At 39.5% G+C, this 19294-nt stretch carries 18 protein-coding genes; 5 read left to right on the top strand and 13 right to left on the bottom strand.

The genetic code is table 11. The features are described from left to right. On the top strand, positions 1 to 3126 hold the full coding sequence (locus O1D97_RS07995; RefSeq protein ID WP_269124493.1) for an efflux RND transporter permease subunit: 3126 nt from the start codon (positions 1 to 3) through the stop codon (positions 3124 to 3126). A 74-nt stretch (positions 3127 to 3200) separates the two neighbouring features. Here O1D97_RS07995 and O1D97_RS07990 read toward each other — a convergent pair whose 3' ends face one another. After that, positions 3201 to 3413 carry a hypothetical protein gene (locus tag O1D97_RS07990; RefSeq protein WP_269124491.1) on the bottom strand — a complete coding sequence of 71 codons (213 nt, stop codon included), beginning with the start codon at positions 3411 to 3413 and terminating at the stop codon, positions 3201 to 3203. A 119-nt stretch (positions 3414 to 3532) separates the two neighbouring features. Then, entirely contained in the window at positions 3533 to 4408 is an 876-nt protein-coding gene (locus O1D97_RS07985) for a LysR family transcriptional regulator (protein WP_269124490.1), read from the bottom strand. A 115-nt stretch (positions 4409 to 4523) separates the two neighbouring features. On the opposite strand from O1D97_RS07985, the gene O1D97_RS07980 reads away from it, so the two are divergent. After that, complete coding sequence (locus tag O1D97_RS07980; RefSeq protein WP_269124489.1) at positions 4524 to 5711, top strand: MFS transporter; 1188 nt, start codon at positions 4524 to 4526, stop codon at positions 5709 to 5711. A gap of 388 nt (positions 5712 to 6099) precedes the next feature. On the opposite strand, the gene O1D97_RS07975 is transcribed toward O1D97_RS07980, so the two are convergent. The 8 genes from O1D97_RS07975 to O1D97_RS07940 form a co-directional block, all read right to left on the bottom strand. Beyond that, complete coding sequence (locus tag O1D97_RS07975; protein WP_269124487.1) at positions 6100 to 6930, bottom strand: mechanosensitive ion channel family protein; 831 nt, start codon at positions 6928 to 6930, stop codon at positions 6100 to 6102. A gap of 148 nt (positions 6931 to 7078) precedes the next feature. Then, positions 7079 to 8209, bottom strand: coding sequence for an ABC transporter permease (locus O1D97_RS07970; protein ID WP_269124485.1), 1131 nt, complete (start codon positions 8207 to 8209; stop codon positions 7079 to 7081). Continuing rightward, positions 8199 to 9149, bottom strand: coding sequence for an ABC transporter ATP-binding protein (locus tag O1D97_RS07965; RefSeq protein WP_269124483.1), 951 nt, complete (start codon positions 9147 to 9149; stop codon positions 8199 to 8201). The genes O1D97_RS07970 and O1D97_RS07965 overlap by 11 nt, the downstream gene beginning before the upstream one ends. Then, positions 9146 to 10096, bottom strand: a complete 951-nt coding sequence (locus O1D97_RS07960; protein ID WP_269124482.1) for an HlyD family secretion protein — start codon at positions 10094 to 10096, stop codon at positions 9146 to 9148. Before O1D97_RS07960 ends, O1D97_RS07965 begins: the two co-directional genes overlap by 4 nt. A 400-nt stretch (positions 10097 to 10496) precedes the next feature. After that, the gene (locus tag O1D97_RS07955; RefSeq protein WP_269124480.1) at positions 10497 to 11210 is read right to left on the bottom strand and encodes a hypothetical protein; all 714 of its coding nucleotides are present in this window, start codon (positions 11208 to 11210) and stop codon (positions 10497 to 10499) included. A 434-nt stretch (positions 11211 to 11644) separates the two neighbouring features. Beyond that, positions 11645 to 11959 carry a DUF6172 family protein gene (locus O1D97_RS07950; RefSeq protein WP_269124478.1) on the bottom strand — a complete coding sequence of 105 codons (315 nt, stop codon included), beginning with the start codon at positions 11957 to 11959 and terminating at the stop codon, positions 11645 to 11647. Positions 11960 to 12132: 173 nt separating this feature from the next. Then, complete coding sequence (locus tag O1D97_RS07945) at positions 12133 to 12960, bottom strand: substrate-binding periplasmic protein (RefSeq protein ID WP_269124477.1); 828 nt, start codon at positions 12958 to 12960, stop codon at positions 12133 to 12135. Beyond that, on the bottom strand, positions 12947 to 14227 hold the full coding sequence (locus tag O1D97_RS07940; protein WP_269124475.1) for a GGDEF domain-containing protein: 1281 nt from the start codon (positions 14225 to 14227) through the stop codon (positions 12947 to 12949). Before O1D97_RS07940 ends, O1D97_RS07945 begins: the two co-directional genes overlap by 14 nt. Positions 14228 to 14715: 488 nt before the next feature. Between O1D97_RS07940 and O1D97_RS07935 the strand changes: the two genes are divergently transcribed. Further along, positions 14716 to 15789 carry a phosphatase PAP2 family protein gene (locus tag O1D97_RS07935; RefSeq protein ID WP_269124473.1) on the top strand — a complete coding sequence of 358 codons (1074 nt, stop codon included), beginning with the start codon at positions 14716 to 14718 and terminating at the stop codon, positions 15787 to 15789. A 160-nt stretch (positions 15790 to 15949) separates the two neighbouring features. Here O1D97_RS07935 and yqfB read toward each other — a convergent pair whose 3' ends face one another. Continuing rightward, positions 15950 to 16264: a N(4)-acetylcytidine aminohydrolase gene (gene yqfB / locus O1D97_RS07930; RefSeq protein WP_269124471.1), complete on the bottom strand. Its 315-nt coding sequence runs from the start codon at positions 16262 to 16264 to the stop codon at positions 15950 to 15952. A gap of 45 nt (positions 16265 to 16309) precedes the next feature. Beyond that, positions 16310 to 16912 (bottom strand): 3'-5' exonuclease, encoded by a 603-nt coding sequence (locus tag O1D97_RS07925; RefSeq protein WP_269124469.1) that lies wholly within the window; start codon positions 16910 to 16912, stop codon positions 16310 to 16312. Between the two features lie 114 nt (positions 16913 to 17026). On the opposite strand from O1D97_RS07925, the gene O1D97_RS07920 reads away from it, so the two are divergent. Then, a complete protein-coding gene (locus O1D97_RS07920; RefSeq protein WP_269124468.1) occupies positions 17027 to 17320 on the top strand; it encodes a hypothetical protein in 294 nt (97 codons plus the stop codon). A 29-nt stretch (positions 17321 to 17349) separates the two neighbouring features. Here the strand turns inward: O1D97_RS07920 and O1D97_RS07915 are convergent, their stop codons facing one another. Then, the gene (locus tag O1D97_RS07915) at positions 17350 to 18255 is read right to left on the bottom strand and encodes a DMT family transporter (protein ID WP_269124467.1); all 906 of its coding nucleotides are present in this window, start codon (positions 18253 to 18255) and stop codon (positions 17350 to 17352) included. Positions 18256 to 18394: 139 nt separating this feature from the next. Here O1D97_RS07915 and O1D97_RS07910 point away from each other — a divergent pair, with 139 nt between their 5' ends. Continuing rightward, positions 18395 to 19288, top strand: a complete 894-nt coding sequence (locus O1D97_RS07910) for a LysR family transcriptional regulator (protein WP_269124465.1) — start codon at positions 18395 to 18397, stop codon at positions 19286 to 19288. Positions 19289 to 19294: the final 6 nt, after the last annotated feature.

Here is a 19294-nt window from a genome sequence, read left to right as displayed (position 1 = left end):
ATGATTGCTCATTTCTTTATCAATCGACCGGTTTTTGCATGGGTGATTTCTATTGCCATTATGCTTGCAGGTATTGCATCGATTACGACCTTGCCCATATCCCAATACCCAAATGTGGCACCACCCACAATTAACATCTCAGCGACTTACTCTGGCGCTTCTGCAGAAACCGTCGAAAACAGTGTTACTCAAATCCTAGAGCAACAACTCACCGGATTGGACGGATTACTGTACTTCTCTTCATCAAGTAGTTCCAGTGGTCGTACCAGTATCAATGTTACTTTTGAACAAGGCACAGACGCGGATATCGCTCAGGTTCAAATACAAAATAAGATCCAACAGGTGTCCTCTAATCTCCCCACATCCGTACAACAAAGCGGTGTGTCGGTAAAAAAATCGAATTCTGACTTTTTAATGGTCGTTGCGATTTATGATGAAACGGATAAAAATTCATCTGGTGATATTTCAGACTTTCTTGTTGCCAGTCTTCAAGACCCGATTTCTCGTGTGGAAGGCGTTGGTAGTCTGCAGGTTTTTGGCTCTGAATATTCCATGAGAATTTGGCTGGACCCGTTAAAACTCGCATCGTATAAATTGATGCCATCCGATATTTCTGCGGCTATCCTTGCACAAAACACTCAAGTAGCCGCAGGTAGTATTGGTGGTTATCCAATTATTGAGGGACAAGAATTAAATGTCACCGTGACCGCTCAGTCTAAACTGCAAACAGCGGAACAGTTTCAAGACATTATCTTAACCTACGACAATAGTGGCGCAACGGTACGTTTAAGCAATGTCGCTAAAGTAGAGCTAGGGAATGAATCCTATTCCTTTATCACCCGTTTAAATGGTCACCCTGCGTCCGGTTTAGCAGTGATGCTTTCACCTGAAGGCAACGCACTTTCTACTTCCGAAGGTGTAAAAAGTGTATTAGACGATTTTTCTAAGAATTTACCCGATGGTTATAAACTTGCCTATCCGGTGGATAATACCGACTTTATTCGTATCTCTATTGAAGAAGTGGTAAAAACGCTATTTGAAGCCATCGCTTTAGTTATCGTTGTCATGTTTATCTTCTTGCAAAGTTGGCGCGCCACATTAATCCCAGCCATTGCGGTACCTGTTGTACTTTTAGGGACGTTTGGTGTTTTAGAGCTGTTTGGGTTCTCCATCAATACCTTAACGATGTTTGGTGTCGTTCTATCTATCGGCTTACTTGTCGATGATGCCATTGTGGTCGTTGAAAACGTTGAAAGGGTAATGGAAGAAGAAAAACTCTCCCCTAAAGCCGCAACGATAAAATCAATGAAAGAAATAACCAGTGCCCTAATTGGTATTGCCGTTGTACTTTCTGCTGTATTTTTACCTATGGCGTTTTTCAGTGGCTCTACTGGGGTTATCTATCGTCAGTTTTCAATCACTATTGTTGCCTCTATGGTGCTTTCCGTTATTGTGGCACTTACGCTAACGCCAGCCTTGTGCGCAACTCTATTAAAAGCCAATCACACAACCAATAAGAAAGGATTAGGTGGCTGGTTTAACCGTACCTTTGACCGTGCCACTGGCAAATATTTTGGCGGAGTCAGCCGAATCATTAAACAACCCATTCGTTGGATGCTGATCTACGGCTTTATTGTGGCTGGCCTAACAGGATTAATGACCTCACTACCATCTGGTTTTCTACCAACAGAAGATCAAGGCCGAGTCATGGTGATGGTATCGCTACCTGAAGGGGCTGCAATGTCTCGTACTGATAAAGTCATGAGAGAAGTAGAAGACTATTTTTTAGAAACAGAAAAGAATAATGTTAGCGACATTTTTACTATTTCTGGCTTCAATTTTATGGGTAGCGGTCAAAATGCAGGAATGGCGTTTATCGCCTTAAAGGATTGGAGTGAACGTATTGGTCCAGCAAACACGGCGAGTGCTATTGTAGGTCGTTCATATGGTGCTTTCGCAGGTTTACGCGATGCTCGTATCTTTTCTCTCATTCCGCCATCTATCCGAGGTTTAGGACAAAGTAGTGGCTTTACGTTCCAACTGCAAGCGACGGGTAATACGGATCGAGCAACACTACTGGAAATGCGTGATGCACTATTAAATGACGCCAACGCCAGCCCTCTTTTAAATGGGGTTCGTTTAGGGTCTCAATCAGAAGCGCCTCAATTACATATTGATATTGACCAAGAAAAAGCCTCTGCTCTCGGCTTGTCCCTTTCTGACATCAGCTCAACCTTAAGCAGTGCATGGGCAGGTAGATACATAAACGACTTTATTGATCGTGGCCGTGTTAAAACCGTTTACATGCAAGGTGCTGCGCAATACCGCTCATCCCCTGAAGACTTACAAAATTGGTATGTTCGCGGTAGTGATAACACCATGACACCTTTCTCTGCTTTTGCTGAAAGCGAATGGACTTATGGACCAAAGAGCTTAAGTCGTTTTAATGGTGCGGCCTCTTATGAAATACAAGGTTCAGGTGCTACAGGTGTAAGCTCTGGTGCCGCGATGGACGAATTACAACGTATTTCTGACGCTATGTCTGGCGGAGTAACAGGTTCTTGGAGTGGGTTATCCTATCAAGAACGCTTATCCAGTGGGCAAACGCAGATGCTATACGCCATCTCTATTCTGGTGGTTTTCTTATGCCTTGCCGCACTTTATGAGAGCTGGACAGTTCCCTTGTCGGTTATCTTAGTTATTCCATTAGGCGTGATTGGAGCTGCGGCGGCCGCTCATCTACGTGGGCTCGAAAATGATGTGTATTTTCAGGTGGCGTTATTAACAACCATTGGCCTCTCGTCCAAGAATGCCATCTTGATTGTAGAATTTGCCGAAGCGGCTTATCGTAACGGGGCAAATGTCTGGGATTCCGCCTCTCAAGCCGCGCGTCTTCGTTTACGTCCAATTATTATGACCTCGATGGCGTTTATTGTCGGCACGCTTCCATTAGTCCTCTCTACTGGTGCGGGCGCTAACAGTCGTATTTCCATCGGCTCAGCCATTGTTGGAGGCACCTTAACAGCGACTGTGTTAGCGATTTTCTTTGTGCCTTTGTTTTTTGTCATAGTCAGAAGAATCTTCTCAAAGCGCCCTGATATAACGGTTGATCAAAACTCGCTGTAATAACCTAAAAAAAGCGACTGAAAATGAAAAGCATTTGATACTCTCAAATGCTTTTTTATTTTTAATAACAAATATTAGACATCAACTTCTAATTCAATATTGGTACAACCTTTTTTGCAATTAATGTAAGCACGCCCTTCCTTATTCGCTGGCACCAAAGTAAGCCCTTGCTGACAAACATCACATACCACAGCCTTACCGGCCAACACCTTTTTTATTTTTGCTTTTTGCTTATGAAATGAATCGCTTGTTTCTCTATTAACGACGGAAAAATCAAATTTGCTCATAGTACTTAATGCTTCATATAAAGAGAGGAGTAGTTCATTATAAAACCAACCAGCTAAAGTTAACTGTTACCAAAGTGTATCACTTGAGAACTTTTTATCACCGCCTTTATTGATGCACTTTAACCACGCCCATGTTCACTAACAAATTCGAGAAAAGCGCGATTGGCTTTAGAGAGATAACTGTCTTTACGCCATGCGATTCCAAGATCTAGCCAGATAGGCGGATCAAAAGAGCGTGTGATCAATTCATCGTCGTCTTCAATCACCATGGCTAATAACGTCGAAATGCCAAAACCTTGTTGAGTAATAGACTTGATAAGAGGAATTAAGTTGGTTTCAAAACCTATTTTAGGTGTTTTTTTACAGGCTTTTGCCAACTTATCAACAATACGTCGATGAAAATAGCCTTCTTTAAACATCACCAGCTCTTCTTCGAAAAAGGTTTCTGGAGTCACTCTATCCAAAGTACTAAAAGGATGGTCCGTTGCTATGGTTACTAACATTTCTTCTCGAATAAGCGCCTGTGTTTGTAAACTGTCAGGCAAGGTTTCAGCAACAATAACACTTAAATCTAGCTCTCCATTCTCAAGCATTTTTTGTAACTGCCAGGTACCGCCTTCGATGACTTTTAACATAATAGTGGGGTAACGATGGCGAAATGCCATAAGAATTGGAGGAAAATAATAAGAACCTAGCATACTTGGAATCCCCACTCGCACTTCACCTTGACTTAATCCTTTGAGTTCTCGCATTTCTAATAAGGCATCGTCCGTTGCTTGAATGATCTTTTCGGCATGCAAAAGTAATTTTTTGCCTTCATCCGTAAGACCGACATTTCGATCTGCACGGTGAATTAAGGTCAGTCCTAAATCAGCCTCTAACTTTTTGATGGCCATACTAACGGCCGGCTGAGCTACCCCTAGTTGTTGTGCCGCCTTGGTAAAGCTCTCCGTATTGGCAATGGCCATAAAATAACGTAAAGGTTTAATATCCATCAATAATCCTTATGGTTTAGATAAGATAGATATATTTTATTGATAAATTATCTAGGCGTATAGTCAATCTATAATATCAATATGATTTTTGAGTTCTATCTCATTGGAGTGAAGTGTGATCGAAGTAGGCAGTTCTGTATTTTGGCGTGGCACTCTCGCCTTAGTGATTGGCTCTTTTATGGTGTTTGCCAATGTGTATGTCACTCAACCTTTGCTTCCCATGATTGCCAATGAGTTTTCCATTAGTCCATTACAAGCCAGTGCCAGCTTTACCATTACGACATTAACCCTAGGGCTTTCATTACTTTTTTATGGGCCTATCTCTGACGCCTTAGGTCGAAAAGGCATTATGGTAATGACAATGGCAGGCATAACTCTAACCACATTTTGCTTATCCTTGGTCCAAAGCTATGAATCGTTATTAGCATTACGAGCACTACAGGGGTTCTTCTTAGCCGGCTTGCCTGCTATCGCTGTAGCTTATTTAGGCGATGAATACACACCAGAAGCGTTAATGGTCGCTGTTGGTTTGTACATTAGTGGTAACACGTTAGGAGGTATTGGCGGTCGATTAATTGGAGGGTTCGTTGGCGAGTGGTTAGGTCAATCAGCTACCTTTGCGGTAATGAGTGGCATCAGTCTTATTTGTCTATTAGCTTTTTATATCTTACTACCAAAATCGCAGCACTTTGAGCCTAAGACATTAAAAATTGGCCATATTCTGATGAATATGAAAGATCATCTACAAAACCGCCGCTTATTAACCTGCTATTTCATTGGCGGGTTTAGTTTCTTTATTTTCATCAATCAATATAGCTACGTCACTTTCTTACTCGAAGCCGCCCCTTATCATCTTTCCGCGAAATACGTTGGTTTACTGTTTTTAACCTATCTGTCAGGCACTCTCGGTTCGGCTATGTCTGGAAAATTAGCTAAGCGTTGGGGTCAAGCCAACATCATGGTGTTAGGAACTTGCATTTTTATTTTTGGTTCCTTGGTCACACTAGGTGATTCGTTACAGGCCATTATTTTAGGATTGTTGATCAACAGTTTAGGGTTCTTTCTTTGCCACTCCACCGCCAGCAGCTTTGTCAGTCGTACGGCAAAACACGCAAAAGCCAGCGCCTCTTCTTTATATTTAGTCTTTTACTATTTAGGCGCTAGTTTAGGCGGATTTTATCTTGATCCCTTTTGGCAAGCGAATGGCTGGACAGGTGTTATCATGGGATCTTGGTTGATTTTATTCTTCGTCGCTCTAGCTGGCTTTAGCTTGACTCGACATAAAGTAGCCTGCGTAAACTAGATCACAGCATATGAGTATACATGAGCCATCGACCTGAGCGCCCTGCTAATCCTTTAGTAAGCGGTTTCACCTAAAGTAAGTCTTAAAAACCCTTGAGCCGATACGGCTAACCAAGATAAATGGAATGCATTCTTAGAAGATATGAGTTTAATCATGCTTAGTTCTGTTATCAATGATTATAAAAACAGTCTAACAAAGAACGGGGAAGGTCAATTCGCTTTTGAATAAAAGCTAAGATGATTATATGGGGTTGACTGATAAAGAGATCTTTTATAAATCAGCCAAAATCTTAAATAGCAGCACAGCACATCAAAAGTGAATGCTTAATTTAAAAGATTTTGGCCTCTTCATTAGTATTTTTTAATAAGGTATTTCTGTAAATAAAACGTTATGGTTTTTCATTCACTAAAATAACTTTACGATGTGGGAACGGAATCTCAATACCATTCTCATCAAGCGCTTTTTTGATCAATTCTGGTACACTATAAAGCACATCAAAATAATGCTCACCTTTACAAAAAGGACGAACAATAAAATCAACGGAACTGTCATTCAGCGTTTCGACTTCAACAAATGGCGCTGGTGTTTTTAAAATATGTGGATGATTGGCCAATACAGCATCAATAACCCCACGCGCTTTATCCGTATTCTCAGCATAAGCAACACTAAAACGCATATCAACACCACGTTCACTATAGTGCGAGTGGTTAATAATTTGTTCACCCCAAATTTGGCTGTTTGGAATGATGATTTGTTGATTATCAAATGTTTGCAAAATAGTCGTAAACATATCTATTTCAGTAACGTTACCAAAACGCCCAGCCGCATCGATAAAATCACCCACTTTATATGGTCGAAAAATAAGCAACATCACACCCGCAGCAAGGTTAGACATAGCACCTTGCAAAGCGAGACCAACCGCCAAACCGGCTGCGCCTAATAGAGCAACAATCGATGCTGTTTGTACGCCAAAGTTATTCAGAATGGCAATAACAACAAAAGCCAACACAATATAACGTGCGACACTGCCTAGAAAGCGAAATAATGTATCGTCTAACTGAGCGTGCTTTTTACTAATACCAACCACGAGTTTATTAACACTGCTGGCGACCCACAACCCAATTAAAAGTAACGCTACAGCAAGTAAAATATTTGTGGTCCAATCTAACGCAAGAGGTACATATTGATTAACATCTAGGTTTTCTAGAAGTTCCGACATAGTAGTAATCCTTCTTTAAAATGTATTTTTCTGTAAAGGTATAATTAGGTGCAGGATAATATGCCTAAAACCAGTCTGTGTTTAGGGGAGTTCCGTTAAGATATGTATAAGAACGTCAATAAGATTAATCGCCTTTGCTGCTCCCACTTTATTCTAGCTTCTTTTTAAAGCGTAATGAGGCAATAATAATCCCAACTATTGTAAACACCGCGAGCCAAAGCGCGTCTTTCCCTAAGAGCATAATACTCGCTTCTCTTAATGCGATGGCTCGAATCATACGCATGAAATGAGTAACAGGTAACGACTCAGCAACCCATTGGGCCGCTACTGGCATGGCATCGTAAGGAAACATAAATCCCGATAACAAAATGGATGGCAACAATATAAAAATCGTCATCTGCATTGCCTGCAGCTGGTTTTTGACCACTGTTGAAATCACTAACCCGAGCGTTAAACTAGCAAAAATAAATAGGATTGAGGCACAAAAAAGAGAAAATAACCCACCTTTAATTGGGACAGAGAAGACCCAATAGCCAACACTTAAAATAATGGCAACCTGTATAAGTCCAACTATGACATAAGGCGTGATTTTACCGACCATTAATTCCATCGGACGTATTGGCGTTGTGATCAAGAACTCCATATTTCCATGCTCATGCTCTCTAACAATCGCCGCAGAAGTGAACAAAATCATTGTCATAGTAAGAATCACTGCCACCAACCCTGGAACGATATTAACTACGGTTCTTTGTTCAGGATTAAAATATTGCACGACTTCAAAACTCGCTGATGTTTGGGTCACTTCATGACCAGCCACTTCATCTAATGGCATATTTCTTAATACTCGAATGCTAGAGGCAATCACCGTATCTGAGCCATCTACAATCCATTGGCCAATGGGTAAAGTCAGTGCTGAATGCATTTGCATATGGTCATAGCTGGGATGTAAAAATAAACGACGGGGAAGATCCACAGGCAAATAAAGTACGGCTCTAATTTCACCCTTAGTAATCGCCATTTCAGCGGCTTTTATAGAGGCATAACGAGCGATGAAATCCACCGATTGCGTTGCCATAACCGCTTGCTCAATGGCACGACTCTCTGATGTTTGACTAAGATCCACAAGACCGACGGGGATGTGTCTTGCATCCGTATTAATGGCATAACCAAAGAGCATCAACTGTACCAGAGGAATCATTACAATCATGCCAAAGGTCATTTTATCGCGGGAGAGTTGTTTTAACTCTTTTATAAAAACCGCATAAATTCTAATCCACATGACGACCACCAGTACAAGCGACAAACACATCTTCAAGACTGGGGCGAGCTAATACAGCTACTCGGCCATCACTCAGCTGTGAAATGAAGCGAAGTGGATTTGCTACTTTTTGTTTAACCAACACCCTCAAGTGTGCGCCGATTTGCGCTGCAGACATAATGTCAGGGTGTTGTATTAAGTTTTGCTTAAGGCGCCTTAAATTATCACCACTAACCTCGACTACTTTAGCCGGCATAGCCTCCATTAACTGCTGAGGAGAGCCATCCGCACGCTTATTTCCTTCTTCTAAGATGGCTAAAGCATGGCAACGTTCAGCTTCATCCATATAGTGAGTGGATACCAAAATCGTCGTCCCAGCGTCACAAAGGTCAAACAGTCGCTCCCAGAACTCTCTTCGATTCTCAGGATCCACGGCGGAAGTAGGCTCATCAAGAAATAACAGCTCCGGTGAATGTAAAGTGGCACAAGCTAAAGCAAGACGTTGCTTTTGACCTCCGCTCATGGACCCGGCAAACTGCTTGGTTTGTTTTTCTAAATCATACAAAGAAAGCAGCTCGTTTATACGGGCTTTTTTTTGTTTACCAGTAAAACCATAAATAGCCCCAACAAAACTCAAGTTTTCTTTGACAGTGAGATCATCGTACAAGGAAAATTTCTGTGTCATATAACCTATACGTTGCTTTAGAGACTCTTCATTCCCTAGCAGAGGTTTGCCTAGGATATTTACCTCTCCATTGCTCGCCTCTAACAAACCTGTAAGTAGACGAATACAAGTGGATTTGCCGCAACCATTAGGCCCTAAAAAGCCATAGATACGACCCTTGGGTATTTGTAAATCTAACTGATTTATCGCTATATGTTGACCAAAGCTTTTACTCAGCCCTTTCGCTTCTATAGCATACTCAAGATGTCCCCCTTCCTTAAAGACCTTACCTGTCATGGTATACGTACCTCAACAGCCAAGCCAGTAGGCAAGGCATCAGCTTCAAACAACTCAATGTCGGTTAAATACATTAAACGGGCCCTGTCTCGTTCATTTAAGGCATAAAAAGGCGTGTATGCAGGTTGTGAACGGATATTTCGTATTCTTCCTTGAAGCGAATCCTCTACCCCATCTACAAAAACTTCAATAGTCTCTCCCGCTTTAACCTTAGTTAAAGCGTTTGCAGGTAAGTAAACTCGAGCATAAGGTAATGCCGCTGAAAGTAAACTAACCAACTGAGTACCCGACACAACTCTATCACCTTCATGCCAAGGCAGTGTATCGATAATACCGTCTACTGGCGCTCTAATCGTTAAGTCTTCAAGCATTTTTCGCTGCCATAATAACGCCGCCTGAGCCCCTTGAACCCTAGCGCTCGCTTGTTGAATATCTTCTTCTCGTGCACCATTTTTTAATTCAAGCCATTGGTCATAGGATTGCTGAGCCTTTGCTTTAGTGCTGTCTCTATTCGCTTTTGTTGCGTCCAAATCCGCTTTCCCGATAACGTTACTCTGATAAAGTTTGCTATAACGCTGATATTTCAATTCAGCCTCGGTGCTCGCTGCCTGAGTTGCATCTAACGCCGCTAACGCCGCACTTAACTGCTCAGGTCGAGTACCAGCCGTTAACATACTCAGCGCCGCCTTGGCCTGAATAAGCTCTGCTTCTCGCTGAGCCACTAAAGCATTGACACTGCGGTCTTCTAATTGCAACAACACATCTCCTTTCTCAACAACTTCTCCCTCGCTAACCATCACGGTAACAATTTGTTCTGAGCTGGGGGCTGATAAACTAATTCGATCTCGCTCAATATTCCCCATAGCATAAGTGTATTCCGCCTCCTGACATCCAAACAGAGCAAGTGTAAACAGTAGCAGCAGTGGAACAGTAAATCGTGAGTTCATGGTTAGTCCCTTCTATGGTCATTACCACCGTCAAAATAGATAAATACAACAATATGTCTTTAGTTTAGATCGATATCTTAAAGATACCCTACTACCAAATGAATTAAGAAAGTACCGATATAGTCAACCTATTCAGTATTCGTTAAAAAAATAGTTTAATTTGAATTATTGAGGAGCAATAGAAGTAGAGTATTGCCTTTAAAGCAAGTTGGTATAAGACACGATATAAAGAAAGAAGAGAATGATTTTTATTAAGAAAGAATAGGATTGATAGTAGAAACTAAAAGCCCAAAAAGCATCTTCATTATTATAAAATACTCATCCCTGAGCATATAAAGATTAAAATAGACAGCAATGATTAATTACCTTACTAATTTTTAGAACATGTTTAAAAACCGGATTACTTAGACCTACTCCAACCTAAATCATTAGGACCACTAGGCAAACTATTAATACCGAGAAGTCTTTTTATCTCAGAATAATTTTGTTCATTCGCATTTGCATAGCCGACAACCGTCACATCCTCTCCTATCATTCCAGGAATAAATAGCTGATATGCGCCTAATCCACCTAGGACAGCATCCCCTAAAGCGGGATCATACCCACTTTGCTGCATTTGCTTTAAGCGTGCATCATTCTTATCCGTCCAATATTTTGGATTTTTTATATCATGAAGATTCATAGGGGCAAACTTCCCCCATAATGCCTTAACAGGTTTGTTCAATTTAATAATTTGCAACGTATCTAATGTGTTCCATTCGATTTTTACACAGCTTGCAATACGAGCATACACATTCAGAGGCACGCCATTAAGCGCTGCTTCTTCAAGAGAACGTCGTAATCCATGAGTTTGTTCTTTAAAAGGATTTTTTGCACACCACCATTCAGATACTTTTGCTTTCGGACCACCGACTTTATAAGCAGACAGTTTCCATAACTCCATCCCTGCCGGCAAAACAAATGGTCCTGCAATCCCACCTTTATTAAAGCCGCCACCGGTCGCTTCCATATAACTTCTCCAGTGAGCCACTCCTAACCTATTGTTCTTATATGAGGTATTTATGTATGGGCCATTAAATGGGTGTTGAAACCACTCTTCATTAACTGCTTTCATATTCACACCTTGATAGAATTTATTACGTTACTACAGGTTAGATTAAATAATATTATATTAAAAGAATTTTTTCTTAATCATAGAATTTAAACCTACAAAGCATTCGTTATAAAAAAGACAATAAAAAATTGAACTTCTAACGCTTCACTGATTAGAGAATAGCGTTAAATATCCAAAACCTCTTATCCTTTACTTAAAATATATAAGTAGTAGAGAGAAAATAAAAATTCTGATTATAATGAAATTGGTATTAGAAAATACTAATTTTAAAGTGTGAAGAGAATAGAGATATACCGCAGTGGATAAGAAAATTTTAGACTTAAGATCCCATTCTTAACAAATAGAGCCTGAGGGAGGAGCGAATAGCAGACAATCCTTATCTGCCTATTTATCCTGTATTTCCAGTAAAACACAATTATAGTGTTTTCATTCTGTTAACCATTAGCGCTGTTAGCATCAACATCTATACTCTTGGTACGAACCTTGGCTACGGAGACGACTTCTAGGTAAAAAGACTTCCAGTGTTGGCTTTGTGCAGAACTGATATTGCTATTGATGTCGCCTTCATGAATATGTTTAGCATTCTCGGCAGTTTGACCAAATTTACACTCAAATCCCCAATAATCGGCATTGTCAGGCAAATCTTTGTTGCGTTCTGCTTTTATGTGTTTTTTAACATCATTTTTTGCCGTTTCAATAATGCGCTGATACGACATTTTAGGGTTAGATAGAACAAACGTCTTTTTCATTAGTATCCTAAATTAAGTAGGCAAAGCAGAATCAATCCACTTCAATAACGCCTATAATAACGGGTTAAATATAATGCAGCCATTAATATGAACGATAATATGAATTATACTTTGATTATTTACCAATAAACAAACTTACACACTCACATTATTCTCATTTAAAGTATAAAATACTACTCCTCAAACTTTATCTTATATTTTTTGAGCAAAGTCTCTTCTTTCCCTCTCATAGACAATCGTCCTTTATTCCAAATTTTTATAATTTCCTGTCTTTTTATAAGAGGTATTTTTTTGGAAAAAATAGGCATTTCAATCAATTTATTTTCTAAACCAGGATACACAATTTTAAGTTCATTATTAAGATCTACTTGATTTAACACATGCTGAAGAACAAGCTCATTATCCGCATACAAATCAATTCTACCTTCTTTTATCATCCTAAAAATTCGGTCAACTACATCATCATAACCTGCGATAACTTCGACACTCTTAGCATTTTTCGGATCATCCAGATAATCTTGGTAATCCATACTCATAGAGCTGTAATCCCAACCAGGGCCCGTCGCAATACGTCTCCCTTTTATAGATTGAATTCCACTATAAACCCAGGGATCGTCTTTTCTGACAACAAATGCGGTTGTATAAGAAAACGTTTCCTCTTTTGCATAGGCAAAACCTACCGTCGATTTTTTCGAGAAAAGGTACTCGGGTAGCATGTCACACAGGCCTTCCTCCACCATATTCAGACCTCTCGCTAGAGGAACCTCATAATAGATCAGTGTATATCCCTCTGATTCATAGATTTGCTCTAACATATCAATAACAACACCACGATCAGGGGATGATTCTGATGGAAAAATAGTCATTGGTGCCCAGTGGTCATAGCAGACTTTCAATGTTTTAGTGTGACCAATACTCGCCACCCCAGCTAAGATAAGACACAAAGAAAGTGTAACGAATGCCTGCAACTTTTTAACGGCCTGTTTGCTATTTTTCGACACGGTCACGCCCCTTATCTTTCGCTCCGTAAAGTTTTACATCTGCACGTTTAAAAAGGTCTCCAATTAGATGATCTGCTGGAAGTGCTGACTCAACACCGAGGCTGACAGTATAGGAGACCTGTTTGCCATCAATATCCAACGTTGAATCCGCAACGGCCTCACGTATTTTATCTGCAAGTAAGAAAGCGCCATCAATATCTGTATTTATGAGAAATAGAGCAAATTCTTCTCCTCCAACTCTTCCTATTAGATCAGATTTCCTTAATAACCTTTGAATTGTTTTCGTAAAATGAATAAGTACTTGGTCACCAATAAAATGCCCATAAGTGTCATTAATGGTTTTAAAATAATCTAAATCCATTAAAACAAAAGAAGTTGGCGATTTTTGCTCTTGAGAAAGTACAAGTTGATGTTGTGCGCTTTCGAAAAAACTGCCTCTGTTTAACACCCCCGTTAAAGAGTCTCTCGTTGCCAGCTCTTTAAGCACGTCATTAGAAAACTGCAGTGCTTCTGTCCGTTTTGCTACCGCATCTTCTAACCAATTGCGTTTAGCTTGTTCATCTTCTAAGAGTTTTTCTCTATCTATCTCAATAGCAGAAAGCATATTATTCATATGTTCCTGCAGCTGTTTTAACTCGTTATTTTCTAAGTTTGAAAGGCTTATTCTCTTAGATATATTTTGATTTAATTGAATGTCATTCACTTGAGACATCAACTCTTTAAGCGGAATAGCTAAATACCGATTAAAAGCCCATATAAACAGCCAAAACAAAACGGACATTTTGATGATGGCCGTAATTGCAATCAAAGCAAAACCAAATAGGACTCTATCCAAAACAACCTCGGAAGAGGAATAAAGTACTAAGGTACCAAGAAAGACCTTCTCACCATTTAAGTCCCAATATAAATCCGATTGTACATCGAAGACTGACAAAGGAGCGGAGCCTGGGGAGTAAGATCGTTCAGTCACCTTATTTATTAGGTGATCATCTAAAACATCTACCCCTTCGATAATCGGCATTTTAACAAGTCCAGCAATGAGAACATCCAACTGATTCTGGTTATATTGCCATAAACTAATAGACATGGGGTCACGAACGGTTTCTTCCAACTGCCTCAGCTCATTTAAAATTGAATTCTGAGTTTTTAGATATTCAGTTGTAAACTGCATACCTGTAATTAAGCTAGTTACACCCAAATAGATGGAGAAAATAACACGCATCATTTTTTGGGATAGATTGTCTGAACAAAAAGTGCTTGAAAACATCAAAAACGACTCTCCCAAGAAGCTTAAAACTTACGTTAATCTTAGTTTACTAATGCACTTAATGGAATTAATTTCGAGGTATATCTAATAAAAGGCAGAGAGGCTTGATACAATGTAGCCTATGACTGATCATAAAAAAAGGAACTTTAGGCGGACATACGGTAACAATAAGGCTCTTTAAACTATTGAACAGTATTAATAAGACTTTTATAATTCCAAACTCATCTATGTCAACTTTTAAAAGTCAGCAATTGATCCTATAATAAAAGATAGTTTTATATATAACACTACATAATTTTTCTCTACATTTTCAGTTAGTATAGTTATATAGGATTTTATTATCTTTTATATTCTATTTAATCTCTCTCATGTCAACAATAGAGATTCACTCGCTAATTTATTATATTAAAAATTATAAAGCAAAAATATTTTTAAACGTTACATTCATATAAACATATACTATTAATTATAATCAGAAGAGTCAAAACGTGATTCTATTATTAAAGTCCATATTTCAGCCTATACTTAGAGACAAATCAATTTATTTAATTTGTATTTTTACATCCATAGCTTATAGTATTTACTATTTATTTTTAGGAGGATTCCCTTATGATTTAAACAAGTTCCTATTAATTTTTATGCAAGCAACCGTATTTACTGGCATTGCTTTTATAATTATGTACTTCTTTTATCTAATGATAAAACTTGACCCTCATCCAATTAATTCATATTTAAGGCTTATAAAACTTCCCTTTATTTATTGGAGAGAGAGCATCAATTTCTTTCTGCTCTGTATAGCTATCTCTATAATTTTATCCGTATTTTCTTCTGTTAAATCCTCAATACCAATTGCGATCCCTTTTTACTTAGATTCTACTCTCGTCGAACTTGATCTATTTTTACATTTTGGATATGCACCTTGGGAGATTACACACTTTATATTTTCTTCACCTGTTTCTACAGCAATACTTAATTTTTTATATAATTTCTGGTTTTTCTTATGCTGGAGTTTCCTTATAGTCTTAATGTGCTGGGTAAATCGACCAGGGATTAGAAGGCAAGCCCTCATTTGTTTTTGCCTTATATGGATTATTAATGGCAATGTGCTAGCAGTATTACTGTCTTCTGCAGGACCTTGCTTTTATTCTATGATTGGCTCAGGTTCAGATACCTACATCGAACTAATGAGCAGATTAAATGAACAGAATGACTGGTTACTTAACAACAACCGTTTTTTCAATGTGTGGGCCTTAAAAACACAGGACATATTATGGGAAAGCTATGTCCAAAGTAATCATGGAATCACATCAGGCATTTCCGCAATGCCAAGCATGCATATTTCTGTCGCCTCTCTTATTGCTATGACGATCTATCATTTTAATAAGACATTTGGAGGTATAGCATGGGGTTATGCCTTACTTATTATGGTTGGCTCTGTACATTTAGGTTGGCATTATGCTGTAGATGGATATTTTGCTTTAATGCTTACCAGTATAATTTGGTTTTCTGTTAAAAGAATACTTGCACGTTACCCACTCAAGGACACGGCCAATAAACCATAGAACTCAAAGAAGAGTAGAGTGATAAATTTACACAATACTACCAGAGCAAAACACTAAAACACTCTGATTCTACGTGCATTTATTGTTACTCTATTGGTAATAAGAATAAGACCTGATCGATGCTAACAACCCAGAATCGTTTCAGGTTCAGTGATTCCGTTTACCTAGCAAGTTCGTATGAAATAACATACAAGTGTTGCTGATCAGGGTAGATTTCTTGAATCACGGTTTGCAGTTCTGACAATGTCATGTTTTCTTGTTCTGCATGAAACTCTGATAACTGAGACAAGCAAATGGCTTCAACACTTTTTATTAACAGAGCACAAAACCATCGGTCATCTTCATAAGTCGACGCCTGAACTAAGCTATTTTCAGCATAATCTTTTTCTAGCTCATCTCTAATAGTAATGGTTTTTTTACACGATAAAATATCGGCTTCAAAGCGTTCGAAAAATGTCATTTTAGATAAACTCAAGCAGCCCTCTCTTTACCATAGGTCATAGATGGTTTTTTAGGTATCTCACGTTAAATGGTAAAATTTATTCATTTTATGAAGTATTCTTTCAATAGAGATCGCTGCATGAGCATCATTTGCCGCATACAGAATTTGATTATCCTTCAGCGGATAAGCGCCCCAATTGGATTTTTGTGCCCCTTTTCCTAAACGGGCCTTCAGCATCATAGCCACTGCCGCCCGAGCCCCTATACTATTTTTTTCACCAGCAAGATGCTTTAACACTATCGATAAATCTTTGGTGTTTACTATGTCTATATTGAGCTTGCCACGCAGTTCTCTATTATCATCCTTAAGGCCAAAACCTACTTTTTGAATAGCGGGATTGTTTAACACAGCCGCCGCCGCAGAAACAGCAAAGGGAAACCGAGTAGGAAATAAATACGCCTTAAATTCGGTCGCAAGTTGAATTAACATCGGCCCAGGACTTACCTCCCCTTTCAAAAAAATGGGTTTGCTTTCCGTATCAAAACCAAGGTGGGTTTCGCCTTTTAATTCTTCCAATGCTTTTTTTGCATCCAGATCAGTTTCAACTATATGTATCTTCCCAAGATCAAGCCCAACATACAGGGGTAATGTTCTAATCTCTTCCTTAGTAGGACGCTCCATTTTAAGCCTTTTTGAAATCGTAATCAGTTAATAAATGAAAAAAACCAGCGATAACACATGAATCATCAATGGGATTTTTAACCCTATGTTATAGTCAAAAATTTAAGCGAGAAAATGGCCACTTCTAAGTATTCTTCACAACTAAGTTTACCGCAGACAAACCCAAGCGTCGCCACAGTACTGGAATACCTTATCATGAAACTCCCTTACATTAGTGCTAAAACATGGCAACAGCGCCTCGCAGATGGAAAGGTTCATTGGCATCACGGCACACTCATCACGGCACAAACGCCCTTTCAAGCACAACAAAGAGTGTATTATAGGAAAGTAGAAAACAAGATTCTGTTCATTGACCCATTAACACAAGAACCAAGAAAATTTCTCTATCATGAAGAACTCACCCTATAGATAAAAACAGAATATCGAGAACTTTCAGGTTAATATCGTTGTGGTCGATTGTTGATTACGCTGGCAGACTGAGGCTTATTTTTCACTTGCTTAATAAATAGCGCCAATACGATAAGTACCATAGCCGTTACCTCAAGCCTATCTAAACTGTCTCCAAGTAATATGGCTCCTGTGATTAAGGCCACCACTAACTCGAGAGACCCGGTTAAGGCATTTTTGTCCGCACAGGATCTAGGTGCTCCAATCATAAAGAGAATTTGAGGTAAGGCCGCTGCCAGTACGGCTATGCCCAAAACAGACACTATGCCAATAAGAGAAACGGGGAAGACTTGTATAGGATCAACCCACATAGCAATAGGCAACAACACCAATACATGCCCTATCGTAATCCAAGCTAGTCTATTTTTAGTAGGTATATGCTGGCTAGGATTAGATAAATACTGCACTTGAGTAGCCACTGCTAAAGGCGCCAGAAAACAAGCGGCTACAGCGACAAATGCCCCTTCAGTCAGTGTTTCTGGTCGTATTGTTAAAGAGGCGGCAATAGCCACCAACGCCGCAGAAACTAGGGTGTTTTGAGTTGGAATTCGATTAAACACCAGCCAACCAATCAATACGCTAAAAACAGGATAGCTGTAATAAATTAAAATAGCCGTTGCCGCTGGAAGTGTCTCCAGAGCATAGAAATAACCAAAAATAGAAATGCCACTCACCACACCAAGCACTAGGCTTCTCACCGCTTCAGTTAGGTTTTCTCTTGGTGTTCGTAGAAAGAAGACCAAGAATAAAGCAGGTAAAATAAATCGATACAAGCTGACCATTTCCGCACCCAAACCGTCGCTAAATAGCATCTGAGCAAAAAACGGATTTAGTCCATAAAAGCAAGCGGCTATTAAGACCAAGTACTGACCGTCTAATGTGATTTTTTTATGCATCTCAATAACATTCCATTGGATTGGTTTAGATCAAAACAATAACGCGTCATTGATTAAATAAATAGTGAATAAATTACCTTACTGATTAATACTATGCATGTATAAAATACGTCCTATCGATAAAACATGAGGCTCGTTCATGAGATTAGATATCAAACACTGGGAGATGCTCAATGCAATCGATAAAACTGGCACATTACGACAAGCCGCCTTTGTTCTTGGTATAACACAGTCCGCATTAAGCCATCGACTTGCAGAAGCAGAAAGACGTTTGGGAGGATTATTATTTGAAAGAGAAGGTCGTCGACTTAGACAAACGGCCGCTGGACGAGCCATGACACAAACAGCAAATCAGATCATACCAGCATTGCAACGGGCGGAATTTGATTTTCAACAAATGGCATTAAATAAAACCACCGTTGTCCGCTTTGGTATCGCGGCTTATAGCTACTACCATTGGTTACCTGCATTTTTAAAAGTAATGTCTAAAAAGGAACCTGATATTCAGTTAGAATTGGTTGCCTCTGCGACACAAAACCCTATGAAAAACCTTCAACATGGTGATGTAGACGTCATATTAGCTCCTGGTCATCTGGCTATTCCAGGCATTGATGCCATTCCAACCTTCCAAGATGAGCTGGTTTTAATTACACCAAATCAACACAGGTTAGCCAGTAAAGCGTTTATTGAAGCAACGGATTTAACGGGTGAAGATTACCTAACATACAGCAAATCAGCACAGCCGGGGTTTGAATACGAACGTTTTATCCGCCCTTCTGGTGTCGTACCTCATCTCGTCACAGTAGTCGAAGTGACTGACGCCATTATCGAACTGATTGCGGCGGGGTTTGGCGTTAGTATCCTTTCTCGCTGGGCGGTGCAGTCAGCGATTAAAAACGGTTCCGTATCTGCCGTCAGTGTGGGTAAAGAAAAACTTGATCTTAATTGGTCCGCTTTAATTCGTGAGTCCGAACCCGCTTCTTCAGCCGCCAGAGTCGTGTCCCGTAGGTTAGCTGAATGGTTTAAAACTTAAAGAAGA

It is taken from the genome of Marinomonas phaeophyticola (genome assembly GCF_026966905.1).
GTDB lineage: Bacteria > Pseudomonadota > Gammaproteobacteria > Pseudomonadales > Marinomonadaceae > Marinomonas > Marinomonas phaeophyticola.
This window is presented reverse-complemented; position numbering and strand designations above follow the sequence as displayed.

Excerpts from the sequence above, each read along its gene's own strand:
- O1D97_RS07995 (WP_269124493.1), top strand. The coding sequence starts at position 1 with ATGATTGCTCATTTCTTTATCAATCGACCGGTTTTTGCATGGGTGATT.
- O1D97_RS07990 (WP_269124491.1), bottom strand. The coding sequence starts at position 3,413 with ATGAGCAAATTTGATTTTTCCGTCGTTAATAGAGAAACAAGCGATTCA.
- O1D97_RS07985 (WP_269124490.1), bottom strand. The coding sequence starts at position 4,408 with ATGGATATTAAACCTTTACGTTATTTTATGGCCATTGCCAATACGGAG.
- O1D97_RS07975 (WP_269124487.1), bottom strand. The coding sequence starts at position 6,930 with ATGTCGGAACTTCTAGAAAACCTAGATGTTAATCAATATGTACCTCTT.
- O1D97_RS07970 (WP_269124485.1), bottom strand. The coding sequence starts at position 8,209 with ATGTGGATTAGAATTTATGCGGTTTTTATAAAAGAGTTAAAACAACTC.
- O1D97_RS07965 (WP_269124483.1), bottom strand. The coding sequence starts at position 9,149 with ATGACAGGTAAGGTCTTTAAGGAAGGGGGACATCTTGAGTATGCTATA.
- O1D97_RS07960 (WP_269124482.1), bottom strand. The coding sequence starts at position 10,096 with ATGAACTCACGATTTACTGTTCCACTGCTGCTACTGTTTACACTTGCT.
- O1D97_RS07955 (WP_269124480.1), bottom strand. The coding sequence starts at position 11,210 with ATGAAAGCAGTTAATGAAGAGTGGTTTCAACACCCATTTAATGGCCCA.
- O1D97_RS07950 (WP_269124478.1), bottom strand. The coding sequence starts at position 11,959 with ATGAAAAAGACGTTTGTTCTATCTAACCCTAAAATGTCGTATCAGCGC.
- O1D97_RS07940 (WP_269124475.1), bottom strand. The coding sequence starts at position 14,227 with ATGTTTTCAAGCACTTTTTGTTCAGACAATCTATCCCAAAAAATGATG.
- O1D97_RS07925 (WP_269124469.1), bottom strand. The coding sequence starts at position 16,912 with ATGGAGCGTCCTACTAAGGAAGAGATTAGAACATTACCCCTGTATGTT.
- O1D97_RS07920 (WP_269124468.1), top strand. The coding sequence starts at position 17,027 with ATGGCCACTTCTAAGTATTCTTCACAACTAAGTTTACCGCAGACAAAC.
- O1D97_RS07915 (WP_269124467.1), bottom strand. The coding sequence starts at position 18,255 with ATGCATAAAAAAATCACATTAGACGGTCAGTACTTGGTCTTAATAGCC.
- O1D97_RS07910 (WP_269124465.1), top strand. The coding sequence starts at position 18,395 with ATGAGATTAGATATCAAACACTGGGAGATGCTCAATGCAATCGATAAA.